Source organism: [Actinomadura] parvosata subsp. kistnae (genome assembly GCF_900323885.1).
GTDB lineage: Bacteria > Actinomycetota > Actinomycetes > Streptosporangiales > Streptosporangiaceae > Nonomuraea > Nonomuraea composti.
Window position 1 is genome coordinate 296237 of sequence record NZ_OOHJ01000005.1, and the last position, 26241, is coordinate 322477.

Consider the following 26241-nt stretch of genomic DNA (forward strand, 5'->3'; position numbering starts at 1 on the left):
GCAGCGCCCAGCCGTCCATGCCCATCCCCGGCAGCCGCGCGCCGGGAGAGCGGTTCTTCTCCTTCAGCCTGTCGCGGGTCGTCCTCGGCCCCGGCGAGCACGGCGTGCTCGTGGTCGTGATGGACGTCACCGAGCAGACCCACGCCGCCCGCCGGCTGACGGCCGTCGCCGAGGAACGCCTGCGCATCCTGCGCCGCTACGAGAGCCTCATCCGCGTCAGCGCCGACATCGTCTGGGTGACCAGCGGGGACGGCTTCGTGTCCGAGCCCAGCCCGAGCTGGGAGCGGGTCACCGGGATGCCGTGGGAGAAGTACCAGGGGCAGGGCTGGCTGCGGGCGGTCCACCCCGAGGACCGCCCGGCCACCGTGAGGTCGTGGGCGCGGGCCGTCAAACGGGTCACCGAGATGTGGGAGCACGTCTACCGGCTGCGCACCGCCGACGGCAGCTACCGGCACTTCCAGCTCCGCGCCGTACCGATCTGCGAGGACGACCAGGTGGTCGAGTGGGTCGGCGCCAGCATCGACATCGAGCAGCAGTGGCAGGAGCAGCGGCGCCAGCGCCTGCTCGACCGCGCCGCCACCGCCACCGCGCAGCTGCGCGGCCTCGACGAGATGCTCGGCGCGCTGACCGGCGTCATCGTGCCCGAGCTGGCCGACGGCTGCGGCGTCTACCTCGTCACCGACCTCACCGACGAGCGGCACAGCGGCGCGCCGTTCATCGTCGAACGCCTGGCCACCGCCGCCCGCCCCGGCCTGAAACGGCTGCCCCCCTACAGCGAGGAGCAGCTGCGGGCCGGCAACACCTTCGTCAAGGCCGTGCGGCGCCGCCGCCCCGTCCAGAAGAGGTTCCCGGCCGGGTCGCCGCCGCCGGACGTCGCCCCCGCCGGCACGCTGCCGTGGCTGACGGCCAACGACGCCAACAGCGTGCTGGTGCTGCCGGTCGTGGTCGACGGCACCGTGCCCGCCGTCGTCTGCGCGGTGACGTGCGGCGACCGGCCGCCGATCAGCCAGGCCGACATCGGCCTGCTGAACCGCATGTTCGACCACGCCCACGACGCCCTCAGCCGGGCCATCCGCTACCAGCGCGCCCAGCAGATCGCGCTCGCCCTGCAGTACAGCCTGCTCGCCGAGCCGCCCCGCCTGCCCGGCCCGCGCATCGTGGCCCGCTACCGCGCCAGCCCCGCCGCCGCCGAGGTCGGCGGCGACTGGTACGACTCCTTCGTCCTGCCCGACGGCGTCCCCGTGATGGTCGTCGGCGACGTCGCCGGGCACGACCTCGGCGCCGCCGTGGCCATGAGCCAGCTGCGCAACATGCTGCGCGCCCTCGCGATGGACCGCCGCGAACCGCCCGGCGAGATCCTCACCCGCCTCAACATCGCCATGGAGTCCCTGTCGGACGACGTGACCGCCACCTGCGTGTACGCCCGCGTGGAAGCGGTCGGCGACGGCTACCGCCTCGAGTACGCCACCGCCGGCCACCCGCCGCCCCTGCTCGTCACCCCCGGCGACGGGGCCGCTTCCTGGAGGGCGGCGTCAGCCCGCTGCTCGGCTTCCCCCACTCCGGGGCGCGCCTGTCGGCGGTGGAGCCGCTGCCACCGGGCAGCACGCTCCTCCTCTACACCGACGGCCTCGTCGAACGGCCCGGCGAGCACCTCGACGAGGGCCTCGGCCGGCTGCTGCACCTGGCGGAGTCGCTGGCCGGCGAGCCGGTGGACCGCTTCTGCGACACGGTGGTCAGCGGCCTGCCCACCAGCGGCCTGGACGACATCGCCGTGATGGCCCTGCGCGTGCCGTCGTGAAACCCGCCCTCGCCGAACGCGCTCGCCGAACGCGCCCTTGCCGAGCCCCGCGCGCCCTCGCCGACCCGCCCCTGCCGAGCCCACCCTCGTCGAGGCCGCCCTCGCCGCCCTGACCTGGCGCGTCAGCCGAGCGCGTTGTGCAGCTGGACCCGGGACGTGGCGCCCAGCTTGGCGTAGATCTTCGCCAGGTGGGCGCCCACCGTCCGGTGCGAGATGTACAACCGCTTGCCGATCTCCCTGTTGGTCAGCCCCTCGGCCGCCATCTGCGCGATCTGCAGCTCCTGCGCGGTCAGCAGCTCGCTCGTGGCCGCCTGCCGCTCGCTGCTGCGCTCGCCGGCCGCGCGCAGCTCCCGCCGGGCCCGCTCGCCCCACGGCGAGGTGCCGAGCGCGTCGAACAGGTCACGGGCCGCGCGCAGGTGCTCGCGGGACTCCGTGGCCCGCCGCTGCCGGCGCAGCCACTCGCCGTACGCCAGTGCCGTGCGCGCCCGCATGAACGGCCGCCGCGTCAGGTCCGCGGCCAGCGCCGTACGGAACAGCTCCTCGGCCTCGTCGTGGCCCGCCAGCACCGCCCTGGCCAGCCGCAGCCCGTCGTGCAGGGACGGTGACGTCGTGGCCAGCGCCGCCGCCTCCAGCCGGGCCAGCACGCCCGCCACGTCCCCGGGCCGCTCGCTGTGCAGGGCCGCGTCCGCCAGGTCGGCGACCGTGTGGCAGCTCAGCGCGAGCTGGTAGGCGGGGTCGGTGACGTCGTGCATGCGCAGGAGCCGGGCGAGCGCCTGCGGATGGTCGCCCTCCGCCAGCGCCGCCAGGGCGCGCGCGTGCTGCGCGGTGGCCAGCACGTTGCGCGCCCCGACCCGCGTGCCCAGCCGCTCCGCCTCCGCCGCCAGCTCGCCGGCCCGGTCGACCTGGCCGCGCAGCGCGGCGATCTTCGCCTGCGTGGCCAGCACCAGGCCGAGCAGGAACGGCTGCCCCGTCTCTTCGGCCAGCCGGCCCGCCTCCTCCGCCGCCGGCAGCGCCACCGTCAGATCGGCCAGCTGCGCCGCCGCCCACGCCTGCGCCGCCAGCGCGCGGGCCAGCAGCTGCAGGCGGCCCTGGTCGCGCAGCCCCGCCAGGGACGCCGCCGACTGCTCGATCGCCACGTCGAACGTGCCGACGAGCACCGCGACGCTGCCCACCAGCCGCGCCGTCCGCGAGTCGAGGACGGCCCGCGCGAGCAGCCGCCGCGAACGCTCGATGACCACCGCCCCCCGGGCGACCGGAGCCGCGTACCCCAGGATGGCGATCAGCCGCGCGTCCAGCGGATCGAGCGGCAGCCGCTCCGCCACGTCCACGATCCGGTCCCTGGCCGGCATCCCCGGCTCCGTCCAGAAGCACCGCAGCGCCGCGCTCCACAGGATGCGGACCGCGAGATCGACGTCCCCGTCCCCGGCGACGGACTCGGCCAGGTCCGCGAGGGCCGAGGCGTCCATGCCGCCGCCCCGCAGCCCGTCGTCGAACGCCGCCCGCACCCACGCCAGCCGGGCCCGCCGCCGGCGCGACAGCTCCAGCTTGCCCGCCTCGCCGAGCAGCCGGTCGACGATCTCCGGACGGCCCAGCTCGACCGCGCCGTCCGCGGCCCGCAGCAGCCGGTCGGCCCGCCGGTCCGGATCCTCGCTCAGCCGCGCCGCCTGCTCCAGCGCCGCCACCACCGCCTCGCCGCTGCCCCGGCGCTGCGCCCGCGCCGCCACCGCTTCCAGCGCGGTCGCGATGCCCTCGTCCGGCCGGTCGCCGGCCGCCGCCAGATGCCACGTCCGCCGATCCGGCCGCTCGGCCAGCACCGCCGCCAGCGCCCGATGCACCTCACGCCGCCGCACGGGACCGGCCGCCTGGTGGATGGCGGAGCGGATGAGCGGATGATGGAACGCCAACCGGCTCTCGCTCACGGTCACCAGGCGAGCATCGACGGCCGGCACGAGCTCGGCGGCCGTCACGGGCCGGCCCACGAGCGCCTGCGCGGCCGCCAGCGCCTCGTGCGGATCGGCGCTGTCGTTCAACGCGGCCACCTCCAGCACCGCCCTCGTGACCGGGGGCAGCACGGCGAACCGCCGCGTGAACGCCTCCTCCAGCCTGGCGGTCAACGGCAACCACGACCCGGCCACGACGTCCGGCCCGGTCACGACATCCGGCCCGGCCGCAGGCAGCTCGATCAGGGCCAGGGGGTTGCCTCGCGCCTCCGACAGCAGCCGCCGGCGCACCGCCGCCGGCAGGTTCTTGGCGTGGGCGTCGAGCAGCGCGGCCGCGTCCTGCTCCGACAGCGGCGGCACCACCAGGTCCGGCAGGCCCGCCCCGTCCAGCCACGTCGCCATGCCGGTGCGGGCCGAGGCCAGCAGCAGGATCGGTTCCGACTCCAGCCGCCGCCCCAGGAACGCCAGCACCCCGGCCGTGGACGGGTCGAGCCAGTGCGCGTCCTCGGCGATCAGCACGATCGGGCCGTGCTCGGCGGTCTCGGCCAGCAGGTTCAGCACGGCCAGGGCGACCAGGTAGTTGTCCGGCCCGCTCGACTCGACGAGGCCGAGCGCGGCCCGCAACGCCTGGCGCTGGCTGGGCGGCAGCACGTCGAAGTGGTCGCGGATCGGCCGCAGGAGCTGGTGCAGCCCGGCGTACGGAAGGTGTGCCTCGGCCTCCACCCCGGCCGTCGCCAGCACCCGCAGACCGGACCGGCGGGCGATCGCGGCGGCCTGCCCGAGCAGGGCCGACTTGCCGATCCCCGGCTCACCCAGCAGCACCAGCGCCGCACCACGCTCCGGGAGCGCCCCGATCAGCCCTTCGAGCCGGCCGATCTCCCGGTCCCTTCCGATCAGTCCCACAGTGCACAGGCTAACGAGCCGCCCCGATCCGCCCTGACCTGGCCCGATACGGGGCCGCGTCTGCCGGTGCGGCCCAGGCATGGTCACATGACCGATGCCTTGGAGGCCCGCCCGGCCGTAGCGTCGATGCCATGTCCGGGACCGCGCATTCCGGCACATTCCTGGCAGGGCGGAAGAGGAGGACTGCGATGCCCGCGACCACCGGCACGACCACCGCCACCCCGGACGGCCCCGCGCCGCGTCCCGGAACCTCGACCCCGCCCACGCCTGCCTCGCGTGCCACGGTCCCGCCCGCCACGGCCCCGGCCGCTCCTGGTGGCGCGTCGTCTTCGCACGTCGCCGACCTGGTCGCGCACGGCGGCGGGCCGGGTGCGGGCGGGCCGGATGCGGGCGGGGCGGGGGAGGGTCGGCGGCTCTACGGGCGGGACGCCGAGCTGGGCGTGCTGGCGGACCTCGTCGCCCGCGGCCTGGCCGGCGCAGGGGGCGCGCTGCTGCTGCGCGGCGAGGCCGGCATGGGCAAGACCGCCCTGCTCGGCGCGGCCAGGGACGCCGCCGTCGCGCAGGGGGCACGCGCGCTGTCGGCGGTCGGCGTGCAGTCGGAGGCGTCGGTGCCGTTCGCCGGCCTGCACCAGCTGCTCCGGCCGGTGCTCGACCGCGCCTCGGCCCTGACGACCCGGCAACGGCGGGCGCTGCTCGCGGCGTTCGGCATGGGGGAGGACACCGCGCCGGAGCTGTTCGCGGTCGGGCTGGCCTCGCTGGAGCTGGTCAGCGGCCTGGCCGAGAGCGCGCCGGTCGTCCTGGTCATCGACGACGCCCAGTGGATCGACCGGCCGAGCGGCGAGGTCCTGACCTTCGTCGCCAGGCGGCTGGGCGCCGAGCGGGCGGTCATGCTCCTCGCGGCGCGCGACGGCCACGACGGCGTGCTGGGTGACGTGGGGCTGCCCGAGTTGCAGCTGGGGCGGCTCGGTGACGAGGCGGCGGGCGAGCTGCTGGCCGCGCACGCCTCCGGCCTGGGCCAGGCCGTCAGGGAGCGGCTGCTGGCGGAGGCGGCGGGGAACCCGCTGGCGCTGGTGGAGCTGCCCACCGCGCTGAGCGGGGACGGTGCCGGGCAGGTGGCGGCGCCGTGGCTGCCCGTGACGCGCCGTCTGGAGCGCACGTTCCTGTCGCGCGCCGCGAACCTGCCCGCCCCGGCCCGGACGATGCTGCTGGTCGCCGCGGCCGACGACGAGGGAGACCTGGGCGAGATCGTCAAGGCGGCGCAGCTCCTCGACGGCACGGACCTGACGGTCGGCGCGCTGGAGCCCGCCGTCAAGGCCGGCTTGATCGAGGTGCACGGGTACGACGTGCGGTTCCGCCACCCCCTGATCCGTTCCGCGATCTACCAGGCGGCGGCCCCGTCGCGGCGGCTGGCCGCGCACGCCGCCCTGGCCACCGCGCTGGAAGGCCACCGGGAACGCCGCGCCTGGCACCGGGCGGCCGCCTGCGCGGGCCAGGACGACGCGGCGGCCGTCGAGCTGGAGGCGGCCGCGCGGAAGGCGCTCGGCCGGGGCGCCCCGCGCGCCGCGGCGGAGGCGCTGCGCCGGGCGGCGCGGCTGAGCGCGGACGACGGGAACAGGGGCCGTTTCCTGCTGCGGGCCGCGGAGATCGACTTCGAGCTGGGCGACGCGGACGCGGCCCGCCGCCAGCTGGCCGAGGCGAGGTCCGCGAGGCTGGAGGAGGGGGAGCGGCTGCGCCTGATCCTGTGGACGGAGGCGCTGAACGAGGAGAGCTGGTACAGCCCGGAGCGGGTGCGGGTGTTCGCCGACGTGGCCGACCAGCTGGCCGGCAGCCAGAGCGACGGCGCCGCGCTGGCGTTGCGGGCGTTGTGGCCGTTGTCGATCGGCTGCTGGTACGGCAATCCCGCGCAGGAGACGCGGGACCTGGTCGTCAAGACGGCGCGGCGCCTGCAGCGGGGCGACGGCGACCCGATGGTGCTGTCGGTCGCGGCCTGCGCGGACCCGGTGAAGGAGGCGGCGTGGGTGCTGGGCGAGCTGCGGGACGTCGTTCCGGAGTCGGTCGCCGACCCGGCGGAGCAGCACGCGCTGGGCGCCTCGCTGACGGCGATCTGGGCGTTCGACCTGTCGTGGCCGTTCCTGTGCGCGTCGGTGGAGGGGCTGCGCGGGCAGGGGCGGCTCGGGCTGCTCGGCGAGGCGCTGGCCTCGCAGGCGTGGGCGGCCATCCACCTGGGCAAGCACCGGCTGGCGGCGGCCGCCGCGGACGAGGCGGCCCGGCTGTCGCGCGACACGGGCCGGCTCCGGTGGGCGCTGGTGGCCGATCTGGCGCTGGCGACGCTGGCCAGCGAACGCGGCGAGCAGGAGCGCGCGAACGAGCTGATCCGGGCGACGGAGGCGGAGCTGCTGTCGGTGGGCGCCCAGTCCATCCTCGGTTTCGCCCAGTTCGCGCGGGCCAGGCACGCCCTGGTCAGCAACCAGCACGGTGACGCGTACGAGCAGCTGGCCAGGGTCCTCGACCCGTCGGACGTCGCCCATCACCCGCACGTGGGCTATCTCGGCATCGCGGACCTGATCGAGGCGGCGGTGCGCACCGGCCGGGACGAGGCGGCGCGCGACCACCTCGCCCGGCTCGACGCCCTGGCCGGGCGGACGGGCTCGCCGTACCTGAAGGCCATGGCCGCCTACGCGCACCCCCTGGTCGCGCCCGACGACGCGGCCGAGCCCCTCTACCGGCGGGCGCTGGACGGCGGGTTGTCGCGCTGGCCGTTCCACCGGGCGCGGCTGCTGCTGGCCTACGGCCGGTGGCTGCGGCGCCGGCGCCGCCTCGTGGAGTCGCGCCCGCCGCTGCGGGCCGCGATGGAGAGCTTCGACGCGCTCGGCATCAGGGCGTTCGGCGAGGACGCGCGGGCGGAGCTGCGCGCGGCCGGGGAGGCGGTGGCCCGGCCGGCGCCCGACACCCTCGACCGGCTCACCCCGCAGGAGCTGCAGATCGCCCGGCTGGCCGCGACCGGGCTGACCAACCGCGAGATCGGCACGCAGCTCTTCCTGTCGCACCGGACCGTCGGCTTCCACCTGTCGCGGATCTTCCCGAAGCTCGGCATCACCTCGCGCAACCAGCTCCGCCTGGGCGACCTGGGCGGCGACTGAGACCGGTCAGCGGGTGGAGAAGCCGCCGTTGAGGAAGACGGTCTGGCCGTTGAGCCACCAGCCGTCGGTGAGCAGGAACCGCACCCACGGGACGACGTGCTCGACCTTGGTCAGCTCCCCGTACGGCGTCTGCGCCCTGGAGTACTCGGCCTCGCCGGGAGCCGCCGCGTCCCAGAAGAACGAGGTGTCCATGGGGCCGGGGGCCAGGTTGTTGACCGAGACGCGGCGCCCCGCCAGCTCCTTCGACAGCGCCCGGGTGAAGTGCTCCACGGGCGCCTTGCTGCCGGCGTACACCGAGTAGCGGCCGGTGTAGGCCGCCAGCAGGGACGAGACGAACGTGACGATCCGCCCACCGTCGTCGATCCGCCTGGCGGTCTCGGCCATGAGGAAGAACGCGGCCTTGGCGTTGACCGCGAAGTGCGCGTCGTACTCGTCCTCGCTGACCTCGGTCATCGGGTTGCCGCTGGCCAGGCCCGCCGTGTTGACGGTGGCGTACAGGGCGCCGTACCGGCCGAGCACCGCGTCGAGGACGCGGCGGATCTCGGCCACCGACGTCAGGTCGGCCTCGACGGCGAAGGCGTCGCCGCCGGCGGCGACGCACGCGGCCACGGTCTCCTCGGCCAGGCCCTTGCCGGCGCGGCTGTGGTAGTGGACGGCGACGCTCGCCCCGGCGGCGGCGAGGTCGCGCGAGATCGCGCCGCCGAGGTTCTTCGCCCCGCCCGTGACCAGGACGGTCTTGCCCTTCAGCGTGGTGTCGGACATGGGAGGTGCCCCCTCCTTCGTGTTGCCTGCAGATCCGGCCTCATCGTGGCCGGGCCGCCGCCGTGTCCTCTTCCGTCGTCCGACCTGTTCGCGGCGCGCCTCACCTGACCGGTGCCCGACCCGGTCATATGACAGAAGCGGGCCCGTGACCTGCCCGAACACGATGGACGGGTTCGCAAGCGACGAAGGAAGGCGACCGATGGCCGATCAGCAGGAAGCAAGCCCGGCAGGAGGCCGGGTGGCGGTGGTGACGGGCGGCTCGGGCGGGATCGGGCAGGCGATCTGCCGCCGCCTGGCCGCCGACGGGCACGCCGTCGTGATCAACTACGCGGGCCGGCCGGCCGAGGCCGACAGGCTGGCCACGGCGATCAACGAGGGCGGCGGCCGGGCCGTCGCCGTGCGGGCCGACGTCGGGGACGAGAACGACGTCGCCGCGCTGTTCGAGGCCGCCACGTCGGCCTTCGGGGGCGTCGACGTCGTGGTCAACACGGCCGGCATCATGCTGCTCGCGCCGGTGGCCGAGCTCGACCTCGCGGTCCTCGACCGCATGCACCGCATCAACATCCGCGGCACGTTCGTCGTGGCCAGGGAGGCGGCCCGCCGGGTCCGCGCCGGCGGCGCGATCATCAACTTCTCCTCGTCGATGGTCAAGATCGCGCTGCCGACGTACGCGGCCTACGCGGCCAGCAAGGGCGCCGTGGACGCGCTGACGCTGATCCTGGCCAGGGAGCTGCGCGGCCGGGACATCACCGTCAACGCGGTCGCGCCGGGCCCGACCGCCACGCCGCTGTTCCTCGACGGCAAGGACCAGGCGGCCGTGGACCGCCTGGCCGCGATGGCGCCCCTGGAGCGCCTCGGCGTGCCCGGCGACATCGCCGAGGTCGTCGCGTTCCTGGCCGGCCCGGCCCGCTGGGTCAACGGCCAGGTGCTGTACGCCAACGGCGGCGTCATCTGAGCCGCCGCCCCCTCAAGCGACCACGAACCACACCAGAAGGAGCAGCACGATGCCGTCCAAGAAGATCATCCTCGTCACCGGCGCATCCAGCGGCTTCGGCGCCATGACCGTCCGGGGCCTGGCCGACGCCGGGCACGTCGTCTACGCCGGCATGCGCGACATCACCGGCCGCAACACCGCCGCCGCCGGCCAGGCCGCCGAGTACGGGCAGGCCCACGGCGTGGACCTGCGCCCCATCGAGATGGACGTGTCCAGCCAGGAGTCCGTGGACGCCGCCGTCGCGGCCGTCGTCACCGACCACGGCCGCATCGACGTCGTGGTGCACAACGCCGGGCACATGGTGCTCGGTCCGCTGGAGGCGTTCACGCCGGAGCAGCTGGCGAGCGTCTACGACACCAACGCCGTCTCCACGCAGCGCGTCAACCGGGCCGTGCTGCCCCACCTGCGCCGTCAGCGGGACGGGCTGGTGGTGTGGGTGGGCTCCAGCAGCACCAGGGGCGGCACCCCGCCCTACCTGGGGCCGTACTTCGCGGCCAAGGCCGCGGAGGACTCCCTCGCCGTCTCGTACGCGGCGGAGCTGGCCCGCTTCGGCATCGACACCGTGATCATCGTCCCGGGCTCGTTCACCACCGGCACCAACCACTTCGCCAACGCCGGCCACCCGGCCGACCCGGAGGTGGCCGCCGCCTACGAGGCGGTGTACGGCGACCTCATGGGCCAGGTCGCCGGCAAGCTCGCCGAGCTGGCCCCGGCCGACGCCGACCCGGCGGAGGTGGCCCGCTCGATCGTGCGGGTGGTCGGCACGGAGAAGGGCCGCCGGCCGTTCCGGGTGCACATCGACCCGGCCGACGACGGCGCCGAGACCGTCAACCGTGTCGGCGACCTGGTGCGGCGCGACTTCTACCGGCGGGTCGAGCTGGAGGACCTGCTCGGCCCCGCGCAATGAGACAACGAAGGAGCATCCCATGTCCCACCATCTCGACACGCCGCTGGCGGCGCGGACCGGCCAGCTCTTCATCGACGACCTGTACGTGTTCCCCGGGCAGGGCGGCACGGTGCTCGTCATGGACGTCAACTCCGACATCACCGGCTTCCACGCGCAGCCCGGCTTCCACCCCGAGGGGCGCTACGAGTTCAAGGTGCACTTCGACGGCGCCGCCGAGGAGGAGCTGACCTACCGCGTCTCGTTCGGCGCCCCTGACGGGGACGGGCGGCAGCCGCTGCGCCTGGACGTGCTCACCGGCGCCGCCGCCCGCGACGACGCCGCCCCCGGGGAGACGCTGCTGGAGGGCAGGACCGGGGAGCCGTGCGCCGGCAACGGCGTGCGGCTGTGGGCGGGCCGCGCCGTCGACCCGTTCTACATCGACCTGTCGCTGCTGGCCGTCGTCAACGGCGCCGTCGCCAAGGGCGCCGCGCCCGACCTGGCCTCCTGGGACCCGGAGGGCGCCCAGAACAGCTTCGCCGGGACGACGGTGCAGTCGATCGTGCTGGAGGTGCCGCACACGGACGCGCTGCTGCGCCCCGGCGCCCGGACCGGCGTGTGGTGCGCGACGAAGCTCGCCACCGACGCGGGCGGCTGGCGGCAGGTCAACCGGGGCGGCCATCCCATGATGTGGCCGATCTTCTGGCCGGGCGACACGCACTTCACCAACCCGGCCAACACCCGGCACCCGTCGCAGGACTTCGCGGCCGACGGGGCGTACCTCGCCGGCCAGGTGGCGGCCGTCGTCCGCGCCTCCGGCCGCGCCGGCGACCCCGACGGGTACGGCGAGACGGTGGCCGGGCAGCTGCTGCCCGACGTCCTGCCGTACGTGGTGGGCGCCCCGGCGACGTACGGCTTCGCCGGGCGCAACGGCCGGCCGCTGGCCGACAACGCGCCCGAGGTCATGCTGTCGCTCGTCACCGGCACGGCCGTGCCCTCGGGCCTGACGCCGGCCGTCGCAGCGGGGCAGCGCAGCGGGGCCTTCCCGTACGTGATCCCGGCCTGACCGGGCAGCACGGCGGGGCCTTCCGTACGCGACCCCGGGCACGCCGGCGGGGACCACCGTCACGTCGGGTACGGGTCTCGGGCACACTGAAGCGACACCAGCACCAAGGAGTCGCCATGATCCTGCCCGACCCGTCCCCGACCGAGATCGCGGACGCCCGCATCCCCGCCGCGCATCCCTTCTCCACGCACCTGCGGTGGGCCGCCGCGCTCGACGCCTTGGAGCCGCACCGGCCGTGGACGCCCGAGGACGGCCCGCTGCCCAGCCTCTACCTGTCGCACGGCGGCGGCCCGCTGCCGTTCGAGAGCCCCGAATGGCTCACCCCGCTGCACGACTGGGCCCGCTCCCTGCCCAAGCCGAAGGCGATCCTGGTCGTCTCCGCGCACTGGGAGTCGGCGCCGCTGTCGGTGAGCGCCGACCGGCCTGCCGAGCTGGTGTACGACTTCGGTGGCTTCGACCCGCTCTACTACACCTTCCGTTACGACACCCCCGACGCCGGCGAGCTGGCCCGGCAGGTGGTGGGGCTCATGCCGGACACCGAGCAGGTGCACCGGCACGCCGGCCGCGGCCTCGACCACGGCGCCTGGGTGCCCCTGAAGATCATGTATCCGGCGGCCGACGTCCCGGTGCTGCAGCTCAGCCTGCCCACCGAGGACCCCGACCGGCTGCTGGCCATCGGCGAGCGGCTGCGCCCGCTGCGCGAGCAGGGCGTGCTGGTGATCGGGTCCGGGCACATGACGCACGGGCTGCCGTACCTGACGCGGGAGATGTTCCAGGAGAACAAGGTGCCGGGCTGGTCGGCCGACTTCGACGCCTGGGCCGCCGACGCGCTGGCCCGCGGGGACGTCGCCGAGCTGGCCCGCTTCCGCACCGCCGCCCCCGGCATGCCGTACGCGCACCCGACGGTGGAGCACTTCACCCCGCTGTTCGTGACGCTCGGCGCGGCCACCGACCCGACCGCGCCGGTGGTGACCAGGCTCGACGGGTACGGCGTCGGGTTGTCCCGGCGCTCGTTCCAGGCGGCCTGAGCGCCGGGGCTGCTCAGCGGCGCGGGTCGATGTGGATCTTGGGTCCTGGGCCCGCGCCCTCGGGGCGGCGGCCCGCAAGGACGGCGGCGGTGCCGGCCAGGCCGGCCGTGGCCGCCACCAGCGGGCGTGCGTCCACCGAGCCGTCGGCGTACGCGGCGATGGCCCCCGCCAGCCCGGCCGAGCCGCCCAGGATGCCGATGGCGGTGACGTCCTTGAGCACGAGGTCGCGGGTGTCGAGGGTGGAGGGGGTGCCGGCCAGGCCGATGTAGACGGCGCGGCGGGCGGGCTCGACCAGGTCGAGCGCGAGGGCGGGCAGCTCGGCCGCGTTGGAGGCGTCCACCACGGCGTGCCACGGCAGGGACGGCAGCGTCTCCCGGGTCCAGGCGTTGCCGAGGCCGAGGCTCCTGGCCAGCGGCAGGGCGTCCGCGTCGCGGCCCATCACGTGCACGTCGAGCCCCTGGGCGCGGCCGAACAGCGCCACCAGCAGCCCGATCGTGCCCGTGCCGAGGACCAGCAGCCGCTCGCCCGGCTCCAGCGCGGCGGCGCGGACGGCCCGCAGCGCGTTGCCGCCCGGCTCGGCGAGCGCGCCGAGCGCGGGGTCGAGGCTGTCGGGCAGCCGGTGCAGGGCGGTGGCGGGCACCGCGATCCGCTCGGCCAGCGCGCCGGGGCGGCCCCGGCTGATGCCGATCTCGGCCAGCTCCGCGCAGACGTGGTGCCGGCCGTGGCGGCAGCGCTCGCACCGCCCGCAGCCGAGCATGGTGTCGGCGGTGACGCGGCGGCCGAGCCACGCCGGGTCCACGCCGTCGCCCGTGGCGCCGACCACCCCGCACCACTCGTGGCCGGGCCGCAGCGGGTACCAGGAGCGGCCGGTGTGCAGATAGCTCATCGCGCCGGTGAACAGCTCGACGTCGGTGCCGCACACGCCGGCCCGCTCGACGTCCACGATCACCTCGCCGGGCGCGGCGGCGGGCGGCTCGACCTCGCGGACCGCGGCCTCGCCCGGGCCGGTCAGGACGAGGGCGCGCATTCAGCGCGGCCCGGGGTGGGGGAGCGGCACGATGGTTCCTCCGTCCAGCGAAGCATGGGGGCATTCCGGAGATTAGACCATCGTTCCGCCAAACGGAAGTTATCCTCATGAAGGGCTTCCCGGCGGGGACGTGGTCGGCTAGTCTCGCAGCGAGCTGGGGCTCATACGTATGTGCTGACCGACGGGAAGCGTGGTGGTCCTCATGACGGCGAGCCGGAGCGCTCAGTGGTATCGCGGCACCGACCGCAACGCCTACATCCACCGGGCGTGGATGCGGCGCGGCCTGCCGTCCGACGCGTTCGACGGCCGCCCGCACATCGCGATCGCCAACACCGCCTCCGACCTGACCCCCTGCAACATGCACCTGAACGAGGTGGCCGAGCACGTCAAGCACGGCGTGTGGGAGGCAGGCGGCGTGCCGCTGAACCTGCCGGTGGTCTCGCTCGGCGAGACGAACGTGCGCCCCACCGCGATGCTCTGGCGCAACATGGCGGCGATGGCCATCGAGGAGATGCTGCGCGCCAACCCCATCGACGGCGTGGTGCTGCTCGGCGGCTGCGACAAGACGATCCCCGCGCTGCTCATGGCCGCCTCCTCGGTCGACCTGCCCGCCGTGGTGGTGCCCGGCGGGCCGATGCTCACCGGCACGTTCCGCGGCGCGCCGCTCGGCTGCGGCACCGACGTGTGGAAGCTCAGCGAGGAGGTCCGCGCCGGCACCCTCAGCGAAGCCGACTTCCTGCGCTCGGAGTCGTCCATGATCCGCAGCAAGGGCCACTGCAACACCATGGGCACCGCCTCCACCATGGGCCTGCTCGCCGAAGTGCTCGGCATGACCCTGCCCGGCCTGGCCGGCACCCCCGCCCCCGACAGCCGCCTGCTCGAAGGCGCCCACGAGACCGGCCGCCTCATCGTCTCGATGATCGCCGACGGCCGCCGCCCGTCCGACGTCATGACGCGCGGCTCGTTCCTCAACGCGATCGTCGCGCTGGCCGCGCTCGGCGGCTCCACCAACGCCGTCGTGCACCTGCTCGCCATCGCCGGCCGGCTCGGCGTCGAGCTGACCCAGGACGACTTCGACCGCACCGGCTCCGGCGTCCCCCTCCTGGTGGACCTGCAGCCCGCCGGCCGCCACCTCATGGAGGACCTGTACCGGGCCGGCGGCCTGCACGCCGTGCTGAACGAGGTACGCGACCTGCTCGACCCGGCCGCGATCACCGTCACCGGCCGCCCGCTCGTCGAGACCCTGGGCGAGGCGACGGTCCACGACCGCGACGTGATCCGCTCCAGGAGTCAGCCGCTCCAGCAGGACGCCGGCATCGCCGTCCTGTACGGCAACCTCGCCCCCGACGGCGCCGTCATCAAGCCCGCCGCCGCCTCGCCCCACCTGCTGCGGCACCGCGGGCCCGCCGTCGTGTTCGACTCGATCGAGGACCTGCACGCCCGCATCGACGACCTCGACGTCACCCCCGACACGGTGCTGGTCCTGCGCGGCTGCGGCCCCAAGGGCTACCCGGGCATGCCGGAGGTGTCCAACATGCCGCTGCCGCCCAAGCTGCTCGCCCAGGGCGTACGGGACATGGTGCGCATCTGCGACGGCCGGATGAGCGGCACCGCCTACGGCACCGTCGTCCTGCACGTCGCCCCCGAGGCCGCCGCCGGCGGGCCGCTCGGCCTCGTCCGCACCGGAGACACGATCATCCTGGACGTGCCGGCCCGGCGGCTGGAGCTCGACGTCCCCGCCGAGGAACTGGCCGCCCGCGAGCCGTCGCCGGAGATGACCGCCGCGTTCGCCCGCCCGTCGCGCGGCTGGCAGCGCCTCTACGTCGAGACCGTCCAGCAGGCCAACACCGGCGCCGACCTCGACTTCCTCACCGGCTCCAGCGGCGGCCACGTGGCCCGCGAATCCCACTGAAAGGACCCGCATGCCCCGCGCCGCCCTCATCACCGGTGGCGTCAGCGGCCTGGGCAGGGCCGCCGCCATCCGGCTGGAGGCCGACGGCGTCAAGGTGATCACGCTCGACGTCGCCGACGGGGCCGGCCTGGTCGTGGACGTCACCGACCCGGACGCCGTGCAGGCCGTCGCCGACGCGGCCGGCCCGATCGACGTCCTCGTCAACTCCGCCGGCGTCGTCGGGCCCAGCGTGCCCCTGTGGGAGGTGCCGATCGACGGCTGGCGGCGCACGTTCGAGGTGAACGTCAACGGCACCTTCCCCACCTGCCGCGCCTTCGTGCCCGGCATGCGCGAGCGCGGCTGGGGGCGCGCCATCGCGCCCGCCGTCATCGAGACGCCGATGAACGCCGGCACCGCGCCCGACGCCCTGGCCCACCTCACGAGCCCCATCCCGATGCGGCGGGCCGGGAAGGCGGCGGAGGTGGCCGAGCTGATCGCCTGGCCGGCCTCGGACAAGGTCAGCTTCTCCACCGGCGCCGTCTACGACATCAGCGGCGGCCGGGCCACGTACTGAGCGTGCTCCAGCTCACGTGCTTAGCGCCTTACGACGACGCGGCGCCGGGCGGGAGCTGGACCGTCATGATCATGGTGCAGGTCTCGGGGCCGGAGCCGCGGTAGGAGTGCGGGACGTTCCCGTCGAAGGTGGCGGTCTGGCCCGCCTCGACGGTGTGCTCGGCGCCGTCGAGGACCAGGGTCAGGCGGCCGGCGGTGACGCTGATCGTCTCCACCACGCCGGCCTGGTGGGGCTGGCTGGCGTACTCCTCGCCCGGTTCGAGCCGCCAGCGCCAGACCTCGACCGGCGCCCGGCCCGAGGTCGTCAGCATGAGCCGGGCCTCGCCGCCCTTCTCGCCGGTCCACAGCGGCGTCACCTCATCGGCCGCGACGATCCGGACGCGGCCCTCGGGCGGCCCCTGCATCAGGGCGGACACCGAGATGCCGAGGGTGTCGGCCAGCCGCACCAGCGTGGTCAGATTGGGGTTGCCCTGGGCCTTCTCCAGCGCCACCAGGGCGCCCTTGCTGACCTGGGCGCGCCGGCTGAGCTCGTCGAGGGTCAAACCGGCGCGGGTACGGGCGGCGCGGACATTGTGCGCGACCGTCCGCAGGGCGGTGGCCGTCTCGGCCATCTGTGATCACCAGTCCTCACGTTCAGACCACTTCAGTGCACCGTGCGGTCGTTCTGATTAACTCTAGCCGGTCGTTTCAGTGTACTTTCTGGTCGATGTACCGATACAGGGAGGACTTGTGATCGCTCTGCTGCTGGCCTTGGGCAGCTCGCTCGCCTACGGGTGCGCCGATTTCCTCGGCGGCCTCGGCGCCCGCAAGGCACACGTGCTGCGGACCGTGATGATCGCGGCTCCGGCCAGCCTCGCCGTCGAGCTGCTGCTGTGGCCCCTGCTCGGCGCCTCGTTCGGCGCGGGCGCCCTCGCCTGGGGCGCCGCCTCAGGGGTGGCCTCGGCCGCCGCGTTCGCCCTGCTCTACCGCACGCTGGCGATCGGACCCATGAACGTGCTGTCGCCGATCACCGCGCTGGTCTCGGCCGTGCTGCCGGTCGGCGTGGGGCTGCTGCAGGGCGAGCACCTGTCCGCCGCCGGGCTGGCCGGGCTGCCGCTCGCGCTCGTGGCGGTGGTGCTGGTCAGCGCCGGGCACGGGGCCGGCTCGGCGCGCGCCTCGCGTACCGCGCTGCTGCTGGCCTTCGGCGCCGGCGCCGCCATCGCCCTGCAGCTCGTCTTCCTGCACCAGGCGCCGTCCGACAGCGGCGTGGCGCCGCTGATCGTGGGCCGGGCGGTCTCCTCCGCGCTGACGCTCGCCGCGGCGGGCCTGCTGCGCCGCAGGCTCGGCCCCGAGCGGCCCGCGTACGCGCTGTCCGCCTCGGCGGGCGTGCTCGACTCGCTGGCGAACCTGCTGTTCCTGCTCGCGGCCCGCGGCGGGGACCTGGCCGTCGTCGCCGTGATCGTCGCCCTCTACCCGGCCGGCACGGTCCTGCTCGCCCGCGGCGTGCTCGCCGAGCGCATCGGCCGCGGCCAGCTCCTCGGCCTCGGCACCGCCGCCCTCGCCGTCACCCTCCTCGCCTTGACCTGACCTGCTCGCCGTCCCCCTCCTCGCCCTCACCTGACCTCATCGCCGTTACCCTCCTCGCCCTGACCTGCTCGCCGTCACCGGCTTCGCCCTCGCCTTCCTCGCCCTGACCTGGCCTCCTCGCCGTCAGCCGCCTTCCCGCTCGCCTGCCCCGAGGGCCTGCGCGCCCTCTCCCGGTGCGGCGTTAAGCGACAGGTGCAAGTTTTCTTGCACCTGTCGTTTTATGGTTAGGATGGCCCGCGTGGCGACCACCAGAAAGAGCACCGCCCCGTCGAGTGACCGGCGCGTGCGCCGCACCAGGCTCGCCCTGGCGCGGGCGCTGATCGAGCTGGCCGAGGAGCGCGAGCTGTCCAGGATCGGCGTCTCCGACGTGGCCGAGCGGGCGGAGGTGAGCCGTTCGGCGTTCTACGACCACTACGGCGACGTGCACGAGCTGGCCGAGGACGCCTGCACCGCGATGATCGACGAGCTGATCGAGTCGCTGCCCGGCCCCGCCCTCGACTCGGCGGACCTGGTGCGGGAGGCGATCGAGTCGCTGACCGCGTTCTTCGGCAGCCTGGCCGGGCACGCCGGGCTGTACCACGCGCTGCTGGGCGCGCAGGGCAGCGCGCGCGTCGCCGGGCACATCCGCCGCCGCGTCGCCGCCGTCATCCACGAGCGCCTGCGGCAGGCCGACGCCGGCGCCTGGCCGGAGCGCGTCCCGCACGACGTTACGGCCGCGTTCACCGCCGGCGCGCTCATGGGCGTGGCCACCGACTGGCTCGAACGCGGATGCCCCCGGCCGCCCGCCGAGATGGCCGCGATCACCTGGCCCCTGCTGAACGCGCACTACCGCGTCAGCGAGGGCGGCGCCGCGCCGGCCCGGGACGTTCCTCCCGGCGCCGTCCCCTCTGAAGAAGGAGAGCACTGATGTCCACAGCCGACGTGTCGGGCAAGTCCCTGGCCGAGCTCGTCTCCCTGCAAGGGCGCCGGGCGGTCGTGACCGGCGGCGCCCGGGGCCTCGGCAGGGCCATCGCCGCCCGGCTGGCCGAGGCCGGCGCCGAGGTGCTGCTCGGCGACCTCGACGGCGACCTGGCTGTGGCCGCCGCCGGGGAGCTGTCGGAGCGGCACGGGGTGCGCGTGGCGGGCGCCGCGATGGACGTCACCGACGCCGCCTCCGTCGCCGCCGTGGCCGACCGCGCGGTCTCCGAGCTGGGCGGCCTGGAGATCTGGGTGAACAACGCGGGCATCTTCCCGGCCGTGCCGCTGCTGGAGATGAGCGAGCGGACGTGGGACCAGGTGTTCGCCGTGAACGCGCGCGGCGTGTTCGTCGGGGCCCGCGAGGCGGCGCGGCGCATGTCCCGGGCCGGCACGGGCGGCGTCATCGTCAACATCGTCTCCACCGCCGGGTTCCGCGGCAGCGCGCCGGGCCTGGCCGCGTACGTCGGCTCCAAGCACGCCGCCCGCGGCCTGACCCGCGAGCTGGCGCTCGAACTCGCCCCGATGGGCATCCGCGTGCTGGGGGTGGCGCCGAGCTTCGTGCCCACCGAGGGCAACCTGGCGATGGCCGCGGCGGCGGGCGTGAACCTGGCCGACCTGCCGCCGACCGGTCTCATGCTGAACAGCCCCATCGGCCGGGTCGGCACGCCCGACGACATCGCCCGCGTCGCGCTGTTCTGCGCCTCGGACCTGTCGGCCTTCATGACCGGCAGCACCCTGCTCGCCGACGGCGGCGACACCGCCTGAGCCGCTTCCCAGCGCCGGTAACGCCCGCCCCACAGGGGCGGAAAATCCTCGCCTCTTGTCCGATTCGTCGGCTTTGAGGTGGTGGCGGCCGGGGGAGGGGGAGTGGAGGGCACGATGACGTGCGAGGGGGTTGCCATGACCGGTCAGGTCATCGTGGGCGCCGACGGCTCGGCTCCGGCCACCGCCGCCGTCGCCTGGGCCGCCGACGACGCCGCCCGCACCGGCGCCGGCCTGCGGATCGTCTACGCACTGGAACGGCTGCCGCACAACCCGGTCGGGGTCGCCGCGCTCGCCCAGGACGACCTGTCGCTGTGCGAGGCGACCAAGGTGCTGGAGGCGGCCGAGGCGGCCGCGCGTTCCCGGCAGCCCGCGGTGCCGGTGGTGACCGAGATCGCCGAGGGCCCGCCCGCGGCCGTGCTGGAGGAGCAGACCCGGCGCGCCGGCGAGCTGGTCATCGGCAACCGCGGGATGGGCGGCTTCACCGGCGCGCTGCTCGGCTCCGTGACCATGCGGGTGGCGGGGCGGGCGCACTGCCCGGTCGTCGTGGTGCGGGCCGACCCGCAGGAGCCGGTCGGCGTGGTCGCGGTCGGCGTCGACGACTCCGGCACGTGCGAGCCCGCCCTCGGCTACGCCTTCGAGCAGGCCCGGCTGCGGCACGCCGTCCTGCGCCTGATCCACGCCTGGCAGCTGCCGGTGCACGCGTTCGCCCCCGAGATCTTCCTCGACGTGGAGGAGACCCGCGCCGGCCACCACCGCATGCTGAGCGAGCGGGCCGCCGGCTGGGCGCCGAGATATCCGGACGTGACGGTGGTGGCGGACGTCCAGAACGCGCACCCCGTGGCCGCGCTCACCGGCACCGCCTGCGACCTCCTGGTGGTCGGCACCCACGGCCGGGGCGCGCTCGGCGCGCTGTTCCTCGGCTCGGTCAGCAGGGGCGTGCTGCACCACGCGCGCGGCCCGGTCGCGGTGATCCGCGAGCACGAGCCCTGAGAACCCGCGGCTCGCCGGCGGGGGAAGGAGGCCGATCATGAACGCACCGATCGTCGTGGGGATCGACGGCTCCCGCGCCGCCTGCCCCGCGCTCGACTGGGCGGCCGACGACGCCGCGCGCCGGGGCCTGCCGCTGCGCGTCGTCCACGTGCGCGAGCCCTGGAAGGCCGAGCACGCGCTCAGCACCTCCACCGACGAGGAGTGCACGACCGTCCGCTGCGACCGGATGCTCGCCGGCGCGGCCGAGCGCGCCCGCGCCCTGGCCCCGGAGACGCCGATCTCCACGGCCCTGATCACGGGCGCGGTCCTCGAACGGCTCAAGGACGAGTCCGAGCGGGCGGAGACCCTGGTCGTGGCGGTGCCCGGCCCGGTCGCGCTGGGGCTGGCCGGGCACACGGGCTGCCCTCTGGTCGTCGTCCGGACGTTCGTCCGTGGCGGCGGCGGCGAGGTCGTGGCCGGCTACGACGGCTCCCCGTGCGCGGACCTGGCCCTGGAGTACGCGCTGACGCAGGCGACCGCCCGCCACGCCACCCTCCGCGTGCTGCACGGCGACCGCTACCCGATCATGACCCCGCATCCCGTCGGCTACGGCCCGCTGCCCGTGGACGAGACGCCCGAGCTGCGGCTGCGCCTGGACGCCTGGCGGGAGCGGCACCCGGGAGCCCGCCTGACCGACTCGGTCGTCCGCGACCACCCCGTGCCCGCCCTGGCCAGGGCCTCACGGACGGCCGAGCTGGTGGTGGTGGGATCGCGCGGCATCGGCGGGCTCACCGGCCTGGTGCTCGGCTCGGTCAGCCACGGAGTCCTGCACCGGGCGCACTGCCCGGTGGCCGTGATCGGCATGACCTCCGCCTGTATCCACTAATGTCATGATCATGACCTTCGATGGACCCCCTTCCGGTGTCGACCCGAACGTGCCGAGCATCGCCCGCGTCTACGACTACTGGCTCGGGGGGAAGGACAACTTCGCCGCCGACCGGGAGATGGGCGAGCGCGTCAAGGCGGTCGTGCCCGAGCTGCCGCTGATGGCCTACCACAACCGGTTGTTCCTGGGCCGCGTGGTGCGCTTCCTGGCCGGCGAGGCGGGCATCGGGCGCTTCCTGGACCTGGGGGCGGGGCTGCCGACGATGGAGAACGTCCACGAGGTGGCGCAGAAGGTCCGCCCGGACGCCGAGGTCGTCTACGTCGACAACGACGCCGTGGCGCTGGCGCACGCGCGGGCGCTGCTGGCCACGACCGGCAACACGCACGTGGTGGACGGCGACCTCTACCGCCCGGAGCCGATCCTGGCCGAGGCGGACGCCCTGATCGGCCTCGACCGGCCGGTGGCGGTCATGATGCTGGCGATGCTGCACTTCGTGCCGGACGAGGACGCCGGCCGGATCGTGCGCACGGTGCTGGACGCGGTGCCCTCCGGGTCGTACCTGGTGATCAGCCACATCGGCGACTCGCCCCAGCTCAGGAAGGCGGCCGAGTTCTACCGCGCCTCCGGCACGGGAGTGGTGCTGCGCTCGGCCGAGCGGATCGCGCGGTTCCTGGACGGGCTGGAGCTCGTCGCGCCGGGAGTGGTGCCGCTGCCGGAGTGGCGCCCGGACGGCTCCGTCCCGGCGCTGGACCTCATGGCGGGGATGGCGGCGTTCTGCGGGGTGGGCCGGAAACCCTGACGCTCGGTCGCCGCCGGGTCGCTCGCGTGGAAGGTCGCCCCCGCGCTGGCCACCGGCAACACCGTCGTGCTCAAACCGGCCGAGACCACGCCGCTGACGGCGCTGGCGTTCGCGCAGATCTGCCAGGAGGCCGGGCTGCCGCCCGGCGTCGTCAACATCGTCACCGGCGCCGGCGACACCGGCCGGGCCGTGGTCGCGCACCCCGGCGCCGACAAGGTCGCCTTCACCGGCTCCACCGAGGTGGGCCGGGAGATCGCCCGCGCCGTCGCCGGCACCCGCAAGCGGCTCACCCTGGAGCTCGGCGGCAAGGGCGCCAACATCGTCTACGACGACGCCGCCATCGACCAGGCCGTCGAAGGCATCGTGACCGGCATCTTCTTCAACCAGGGCCACGTCTGCTGCGCCGGCTCGCGGCTGCGGCCCGAGGACGACTGGACCGACCCCGACCCGGGCCTCACCCGCACCCGATCGGCCGCTGACCGGCTCAGGAGGGCGGCGCCGCCGTCGACGGGTCGTGCTTCAGCAGCAGCACGGCGATGTCGTCGGCGTGCCGCTGGTGGCTCGACGGGGCCAGGCCGAGCAGCGTGTCGGTGAGCTGCGGCAGCGGCTCCGTGCAGGCCCGCGCCAGGTGCTCGGTGAGTGTGTCGATGCGGTGCTCCAGGTCGGTGCCGGGCACCTCCACCAGACCGTCGGTGTAGAGGACGAGGATGGCCTCCGGCGGGAACGGCGCGTTCAGCGTCGGGTACTCCGCGTCCGGGTCGATGCCCAGCAGCGGGCCCGCCGGCACGTCGATGACGTCCGTGTGCCGCTCCGGCACGCACAGCAGCGGCGGCGGGTGGCCGGCGCTGGCCGCGCAGAAGGTGCGCAGCCGCAGGTCCACGTGGGCCAGCAGGCAACTGGTGAACAGGTCGGTGCCCAGCTCGATCAGCAGCCGGTTGGCGTGCCGCAGCACCTCGCCCGGATCGGCGCCGGTGCCGGCGAAGGCGCGCACGGCGGTGCGCACCTGGCCCATGAGGGCCGCCGCCGTCATGTTGTGGCCCTGCACGTCGCCGATGACGGCCGCGATCGACCCGTCCTCCAGGGCCATGAGGTCGTAGAAGTCGCCGCCGATGCCGACGCCGCGGGTGGCGGGCACGTACCTGGCCGCCGTGAGCAGCCCCGGCACCTCGGGCAGCGCGACCGGCAGCAGGGCGGTCTGCAGGGTGTGGGCCAGGCGGTCCTTCGACTCGTACAGCAGCGCCCGGTCCAGCGCCTGCGCGATCAGGCCCGCCAGCGCGCTCAGCGCGGCGCGTTCGCCCGCGCTGAACCGGTGCGCGTGCGCGAACCCGAACACGCACGTGCCGATCCGCTGCTCGGACACCGTGAGCGGCAGCAGCGCCCAGGCGGCGGTGTCGTCGGAGCGCGCGAAGCCCGGGTCCTCCTGCCGCAGCTCCTCGGGGGAGCCGAAGAACAGCGGCAGCCCCGTCCGCATCACCCGCTCCACCGGCGTGGGCGCGGTGACGGGCCGGCCGTTCAGGTGGTCGAGCACCTCCTGGGCGCAGCCGTGGGCGCCGGCGATGCGCATCCTGCCGCCCTCGGCCACCAGCAGGGCCATGGCGCGCACGCCGTAGACGGGGGCGACGTGGTCGGCGACCAGGTCGACGACCTCGCCCACGTCGAGCGCGCGGGTCAGCGTGGAGGCCACGTGCAGGAGGTTGCGGGAGTCGGTCAGCGGCGCCCCGTCGGCGGGGACCGGGTCGCCGTGCCCGGGCCCGCCCGTCTCGGCCGGGGTGAGGTGCAGGCTGATGCCGGTCGGCGTCGGGTACAGCCGGATCCGGATGAGGCGGCCGTCGGGATGGCTCGCGAGGTGGTCGGCCGGCTGCTGGCCGATCGACGCGGCGCGGCAGCGATCCTCGAACATGGGGTCGCGCAGCCACGGCACCCGGTCCCACAGCAGGCAGCCCTGCATCGGCGTGCCGTCCAGGCCCAGGAGCTCGGCCGCGGCGGGGTTGCAGAACGTGATGTGGCCCTCGATGTCGATGGCGGCCACGCCGTCGGTGAAGCGGTCGAGGCAGTCGAGCGCGGCCGGGGCGCGCTGGTCGTCCTGGTGGGCGGGCGGGAGCGGGGCGAGGGCGCGCGGCTGGCCCACGGCGCGGATCGGGCGGCCGTTCGCCTCCGCCTCCTCCAGCGCGCGGCCGATGCGGTGGCTGGTGCGGTTGATGACGGTGAGCTCCCCGGGGGAGAGGTCTGCGGGGTGGGCGGCGGGCCAGGTCAGGGCCCACACGCCGCGGACGCGCCCGCCGGCGTGGATCGGCGCGGCGGCGACGGCGTAGGGGTAGGGGACGGCGAGCGCCGTGCCGGGGAACTCGCGGGCCATGGCGTCGGGGCCGGGCACCCAGATCAGCTCGTCGCGGCGGACCGCGGCGACCACCGGGGCGTCGGCGCCGAGCCTGATGCGCGTCCACGGCCTGGAGCCCCAGGCCGGCAGCCCGAGCCCGGCCTCCATGAGCAGCACGTCGTCGCCGTCGTGCAGCAGGTAGAGCACGGCGAGGTGCGCGCCGTCTCGGCCGCCGCCTCGACCAGGGCCTCGTCGACGGCCGCCACGTCTCCTGCGGGGGTCATGGGACGGGGTGCGTCCCGACCGGCACGGACGTCCGGCGTCGGCCCTTCCGCTGTCAGCCGATGCGACATACGTCAACGGTACGCAGCCCAGATGGGGGCATATCTCGGTATTTGTCCTCTTTGGGGGTCTTTGAGGGGAGGCGGTTGCCGCTTGGAGGCCGTCCGATGACCGGAGGACGCCGGATCTGGCCTCCCCTTGGGGCGTGTCCCCGCAGGTCGCGGGCAGGAAGACGGGATGGGGTGTTTCCGCGGGGCGGACGAGGGGACGGCGGATCATGAAGGGTCTGCTCCGGCCGCTCCTGCGCCTCGCCCGCCACCTGAGGCGGGCGGAATGGTCCATCAGGGCCCGCATGACCATGCTGGCCACCATGGTCGGGGTGGTGCTGTGCGCGATCACGGTGTCCCTGATCCTCAGCCACCGGCACAACCATGAGACCGACCACCGGCTCAGGCACGTCTACGGGGCCGACCTGGAGCTGGTGCACCGGTTCGCGCACCGCCCCGTGCCGCCGGTCATCGAGGCGGAAAGGGTGGCCGCGACCCAGCTCGTGCACCCGTCCGGGCAGGTGGTCTCGGCCAGCCCGCGGGTGCTCGGCCAGCCGCGGATGGCCACGTTCGTGCCGTCGCGGCGGCCGTCCTTCACCGACCGGCGGCTGTGCGACGTGCCGGGCTTCCCCGGCCGGTGCATGCTCGTCGCCGCCATGTGGGTGCCCGGCAGCCACACCGGTGACCTGATCGCCTACAGCGCGCTGCCCGACCCGCCCTGGTACGTCAGCGAGGCGCTGCTCGCCCAGCTCCTGGCCGCCTCGGCGATCATCCTCGCCATCGTGGGCCTGACCACGTACCACCTCGTCGGCCGGACCCTGCGCCCCGTCGAGGCCATGACCGCCGAGCTCGCCGAGATCACCGCGACCGACCTCGGGCACCGCGTGCCCGTCCCGCCCCACCACGACGAGATCCGCTACCTCGCCACCGTCGTCAACGACACCCTGGAGCTGCTGGAGGCCGCCCTGCAACGCGAGCGGCGCTTCACCTCCGAGGCCTCCCACGACCTGCGCACCCCCATCACCGGCGCCCGCCTGCGCCTGGAGGAGGCGCTGATGGACCCGGACGTGGTCGACTGGCCCGGCATGGCGAAAGACCTGCTCAACGACGTGGAACGGCAGCAGGCCATCGCCGACGACATCCTCACCCTGGCCCGCCTCGACGCTGACCGCACCGCCGAGCACCAGCGCACCGACCTGGCCGCGCTGGCCCGCGCCGAGATCGGGCGCCGCCCGGCCGGCCGCGTCCCCGTCCACGCCGACCTGGAGCCCGAGGTGTTCGTCGCGTGCGACCGGCTGCTCATGGGCCGGCTCCTGACCAACCTCCTGGACAACGCCCAGCGGCACGCCACCACCGCCGTCACCGTCGCCGTCAGGGCCGAGGACGGCAGCGGCGTGCTGGTGGTCGCCGACGACGGCGCCGGCATCGCGCCCGAGCACCGCGAGCTCGTCTTCGAACGCTTCGCCCGCCTGCCGGAGTCGCGCGCCCGCGACCCCAAGGGCACCGGGCTCGGCCTGGCCATCTGCCGCGAGATCGCCCGCGCGCACCACGGCTCGCTCACCGTCGAGGACCTGCCGCGCCGGGGAACGTGCCTGGTCCTGCGCCTGCCCCTGGCGGACTAGGCGTCGGTTACCTTTGGTGACCGATG

General features: G+C 75.0%; 19 protein-coding genes and 2 pseudogenes. 16 read left to right on the top strand and 5 right to left on the bottom strand.

The window, feature by feature from the left end; translation table 11 throughout:
* Positions 1–119: 119 nt before the first annotated feature.
* Positions 120–1798: pseudogene (locus tag KIS93_RS02725) on the top strand (SpoIIE family protein phosphatase).
* A gap of 122 nt (positions 1799–1920) precedes the next feature.
* Here the strand turns inward: KIS93_RS02725 and KIS93_RS67225 are convergent.
* A complete protein-coding gene (locus KIS93_RS67225) occupies positions 1921–4641 on the bottom strand; it encodes a helix-turn-helix transcriptional regulator (protein WP_080037913.1) in 2721 nt (906 codons plus the stop codon).
* Between the two features lie 188 nt (positions 4642–4829).
* Between KIS93_RS67225 and KIS93_RS02735 the strand changes: the two genes are divergently transcribed.
* A complete protein-coding gene (locus KIS93_RS02735; RefSeq protein WP_155126835.1) occupies positions 4830–7781 on the top strand; it encodes an ATP-binding protein in 2952 nt (983 codons plus the stop codon).
* A 6-nt stretch (positions 7782–7787) separates the two neighbouring features.
* Here KIS93_RS02735 and KIS93_RS02740 read toward each other — a convergent pair whose 3' ends face one another.
* Complete coding sequence (locus KIS93_RS02740; protein WP_080037915.1) at positions 7788–8543, bottom strand: SDR family oxidoreductase; 756 nt, start codon at positions 8541–8543, stop codon at positions 7788–7790.
* A gap of 199 nt (positions 8544–8742) precedes the next feature.
* Between KIS93_RS02740 and KIS93_RS02745 the strand changes: the two genes are divergently transcribed.
* From KIS93_RS02745 to KIS93_RS02760, 4 genes are all read left to right on the top strand, one after another.
* On the top strand, positions 8743–9498 hold the full coding sequence (locus tag KIS93_RS02745; protein ID WP_080037916.1) for an SDR family oxidoreductase: 756 nt from the start codon (positions 8743–8745) through the stop codon (positions 9496–9498).
* A 49-nt stretch (positions 9499–9547) separates the two neighbouring features.
* Entirely contained in the window at positions 9548–10444 is an 897-nt protein-coding gene (locus tag KIS93_RS02750; protein ID WP_080037917.1) for an SDR family oxidoreductase, read from the top strand.
* Between the two features lie 19 nt (positions 10445–10463).
* A complete protein-coding gene (locus KIS93_RS02755) occupies positions 10464–11486 on the top strand; it encodes a DUF4331 family protein (RefSeq protein ID WP_080037918.1) in 1023 nt (340 codons plus the stop codon).
* A 116-nt stretch (positions 11487–11602) separates the two neighbouring features.
* On the top strand, positions 11603–12514 hold the full coding sequence (locus KIS93_RS02760) for a dioxygenase family protein (protein WP_080037919.1): 912 nt from the start codon (positions 11603–11605) through the stop codon (positions 12512–12514).
* A gap of 13 nt (positions 12515–12527) precedes the next feature.
* Here KIS93_RS02760 and KIS93_RS02765 read toward each other — a convergent pair whose 3' ends face one another.
* A complete protein-coding gene (locus KIS93_RS02765) occupies positions 12528–13541 on the bottom strand; it encodes a zinc-dependent alcohol dehydrogenase (RefSeq protein WP_080037920.1) in 1014 nt (337 codons plus the stop codon).
* 202 nt (positions 13542–13743) lie between these two features.
* On the opposite strand from KIS93_RS02765, the gene KIS93_RS02770 reads away from it, so the two are divergent.
* Positions 13744–15453, top strand: coding sequence for an IlvD/Edd family dehydratase (locus KIS93_RS02770; RefSeq protein WP_080046625.1), 1710 nt, complete (start codon positions 13744–13746; stop codon positions 15451–15453).
* Positions 15454–15463: 10 nt separating this feature from the next.
* Positions 15464–16006, top strand: coding sequence for an SDR family oxidoreductase (locus tag KIS93_RS02775; RefSeq protein ID WP_080037921.1), 543 nt, complete (start codon positions 15464–15466; stop codon positions 16004–16006).
* 28 nt (positions 16007–16034) lie between these two features.
* Here the strand turns inward: KIS93_RS02775 and KIS93_RS02780 are convergent, their stop codons facing one another.
* On the bottom strand, positions 16035–16616 hold the full coding sequence (locus KIS93_RS02780) for a helix-turn-helix domain-containing protein (RefSeq protein WP_080037922.1): 582 nt from the start codon (positions 16614–16616) through the stop codon (positions 16035–16037).
* 118 nt (positions 16617–16734) lie between these two features.
* Here KIS93_RS02780 and KIS93_RS02785 point away from each other — a divergent pair, with 118 nt between their 5' ends.
* The 7 genes and pseudogenes from KIS93_RS02785 to KIS93_RS02815 all read left to right on the top strand — a co-directional run.
* Positions 16735–17571 carry an EamA family transporter gene (locus KIS93_RS02785; protein WP_080037923.1) on the top strand — a complete coding sequence of 279 codons (837 nt, stop codon included), beginning with the start codon at positions 16735–16737 and terminating at the stop codon, positions 17569–17571.
* A gap of 238 nt (positions 17572–17809) precedes the next feature.
* A complete protein-coding gene (locus KIS93_RS02790; RefSeq protein ID WP_230466087.1) occupies positions 17810–18478 on the top strand; it encodes a TetR/AcrR family transcriptional regulator in 669 nt (222 codons plus the stop codon).
* A complete protein-coding gene (locus KIS93_RS02795) occupies positions 18478–19293 on the top strand; it encodes an SDR family NAD(P)-dependent oxidoreductase (RefSeq protein ID WP_080037925.1) in 816 nt (271 codons plus the stop codon). Before KIS93_RS02790 ends, KIS93_RS02795 begins: the two co-directional genes overlap by 1 nt.
* Positions 19294–19428: 135 nt before the next feature.
* Positions 19429–20283 (top strand): universal stress protein, encoded by an 855-nt coding sequence (locus KIS93_RS02800; protein WP_080037926.1) that lies wholly within the window; start codon positions 19429–19431, stop codon positions 20281–20283.
* A 37-nt stretch (positions 20284–20320) separates the two neighbouring features.
* Positions 20321–21148, top strand: a complete 828-nt coding sequence (locus KIS93_RS02805; RefSeq protein WP_080037927.1) for a universal stress protein — start codon at positions 20321–20323, stop codon at positions 21146–21148.
* 10 nt (positions 21149–21158) lie between these two features.
* The gene (locus KIS93_RS02810; protein WP_080046626.1) at positions 21159–21947 is read left to right on the top strand and encodes an SAM-dependent methyltransferase; all 789 of its coding nucleotides are present in this window, start codon (positions 21159–21161) and stop codon (positions 21945–21947) included.
* 21 nt (positions 21948–21968) lie between these two features.
* A pseudogene (locus tag KIS93_RS02815) lies at positions 21969–22368 on the top strand (aldehyde dehydrogenase family protein); the annotation flags it as partial.
* Between the two features lie 63 nt (positions 22369–22431).
* On the opposite strand, the gene KIS93_RS02820 reads toward KIS93_RS02815, so the two are convergent.
* Positions 22432–24471 carry a SpoIIE family protein phosphatase gene (locus KIS93_RS02820; protein WP_186403548.1) on the bottom strand — a complete coding sequence of 680 codons (2040 nt, stop codon included), beginning with the start codon at positions 24469–24471 and terminating at the stop codon, positions 22432–22434.
* A gap of 352 nt (positions 24472–24823) precedes the next feature.
* Here KIS93_RS02820 and KIS93_RS02825 point away from each other — a divergent pair, with 352 nt between their 5' ends.
* Positions 24824–26215, top strand: coding sequence for a sensor histidine kinase (locus KIS93_RS02825; protein ID WP_080037929.1), 1392 nt, complete (start codon positions 24824–24826; stop codon positions 26213–26215).
* The last annotated feature ends 26 nt before the right edge of the window (positions 26216–26241 follow it).

Coding starts and splice junctions, on each gene's coding strand:
- KIS93_RS02775 (WP_080037921.1), top strand. CDS start 15,464: ATGCCCCGCGCCGCCCTCATCACCGGTGGCGTCAGCGGCCTGGGCAGG.
- KIS93_RS02755 (WP_080037918.1), top strand. CDS start 10,464: ATGTCCCACCATCTCGACACGCCGCTGGCGGCGCGGACCGGCCAGCTC.
- KIS93_RS02810 (WP_080046626.1), top strand. CDS start 21,159: ATGACCTTCGATGGACCCCCTTCCGGTGTCGACCCGAACGTGCCGAGC.
- KIS93_RS02740 (WP_080037915.1), bottom strand. CDS start 8,543: ATGTCCGACACCACGCTGAAGGGCAAGACCGTCCTGGTCACGGGCGGG.
- KIS93_RS02780 (WP_080037922.1), bottom strand. CDS start 16,616: ATGGCCGAGACGGCCACCGCCCTGCGGACGGTCGCGCACAATGTCCGC.
- KIS93_RS02770 (WP_080046625.1), top strand. CDS start 13,744: ATGACGGCGAGCCGGAGCGCTCAGTGGTATCGCGGCACCGACCGCAAC.
- KIS93_RS02795 (WP_080037925.1), top strand. CDS start 18,478: ATGTCCACAGCCGACGTGTCGGGCAAGTCCCTGGCCGAGCTCGTCTCC.
- KIS93_RS02745 (WP_080037916.1), top strand. CDS start 8,743: ATGGCCGATCAGCAGGAAGCAAGCCCGGCAGGAGGCCGGGTGGCGGTG.
- KIS93_RS02765 (WP_080037920.1), bottom strand. CDS start 13,541: ATGCGCGCCCTCGTCCTGACCGGCCCGGGCGAGGCCGCGGTCCGCGAG.
- KIS93_RS02760 (WP_080037919.1), top strand. CDS start 11,603: ATGATCCTGCCCGACCCGTCCCCGACCGAGATCGCGGACGCCCGCATC.
- KIS93_RS02735 (WP_155126835.1), top strand. CDS start 4,830: ATGCCCGCGACCACCGGCACGACCACCGCCACCCCGGACGGCCCCGCG.
- KIS93_RS02825 (WP_080037929.1), top strand. CDS start 24,824: ATGAAGGGTCTGCTCCGGCCGCTCCTGCGCCTCGCCCGCCACCTGAGG.
- KIS93_RS02805 (WP_080037927.1), top strand. CDS start 20,321: ATGAACGCACCGATCGTCGTGGGGATCGACGGCTCCCGCGCCGCCTGC.
- KIS93_RS02750 (WP_080037917.1), top strand. CDS start 9,548: ATGCCGTCCAAGAAGATCATCCTCGTCACCGGCGCATCCAGCGGCTTC.
- KIS93_RS02800 (WP_080037926.1), top strand. CDS start 19,429: ATGACCGGTCAGGTCATCGTGGGCGCCGACGGCTCGGCTCCGGCCACC.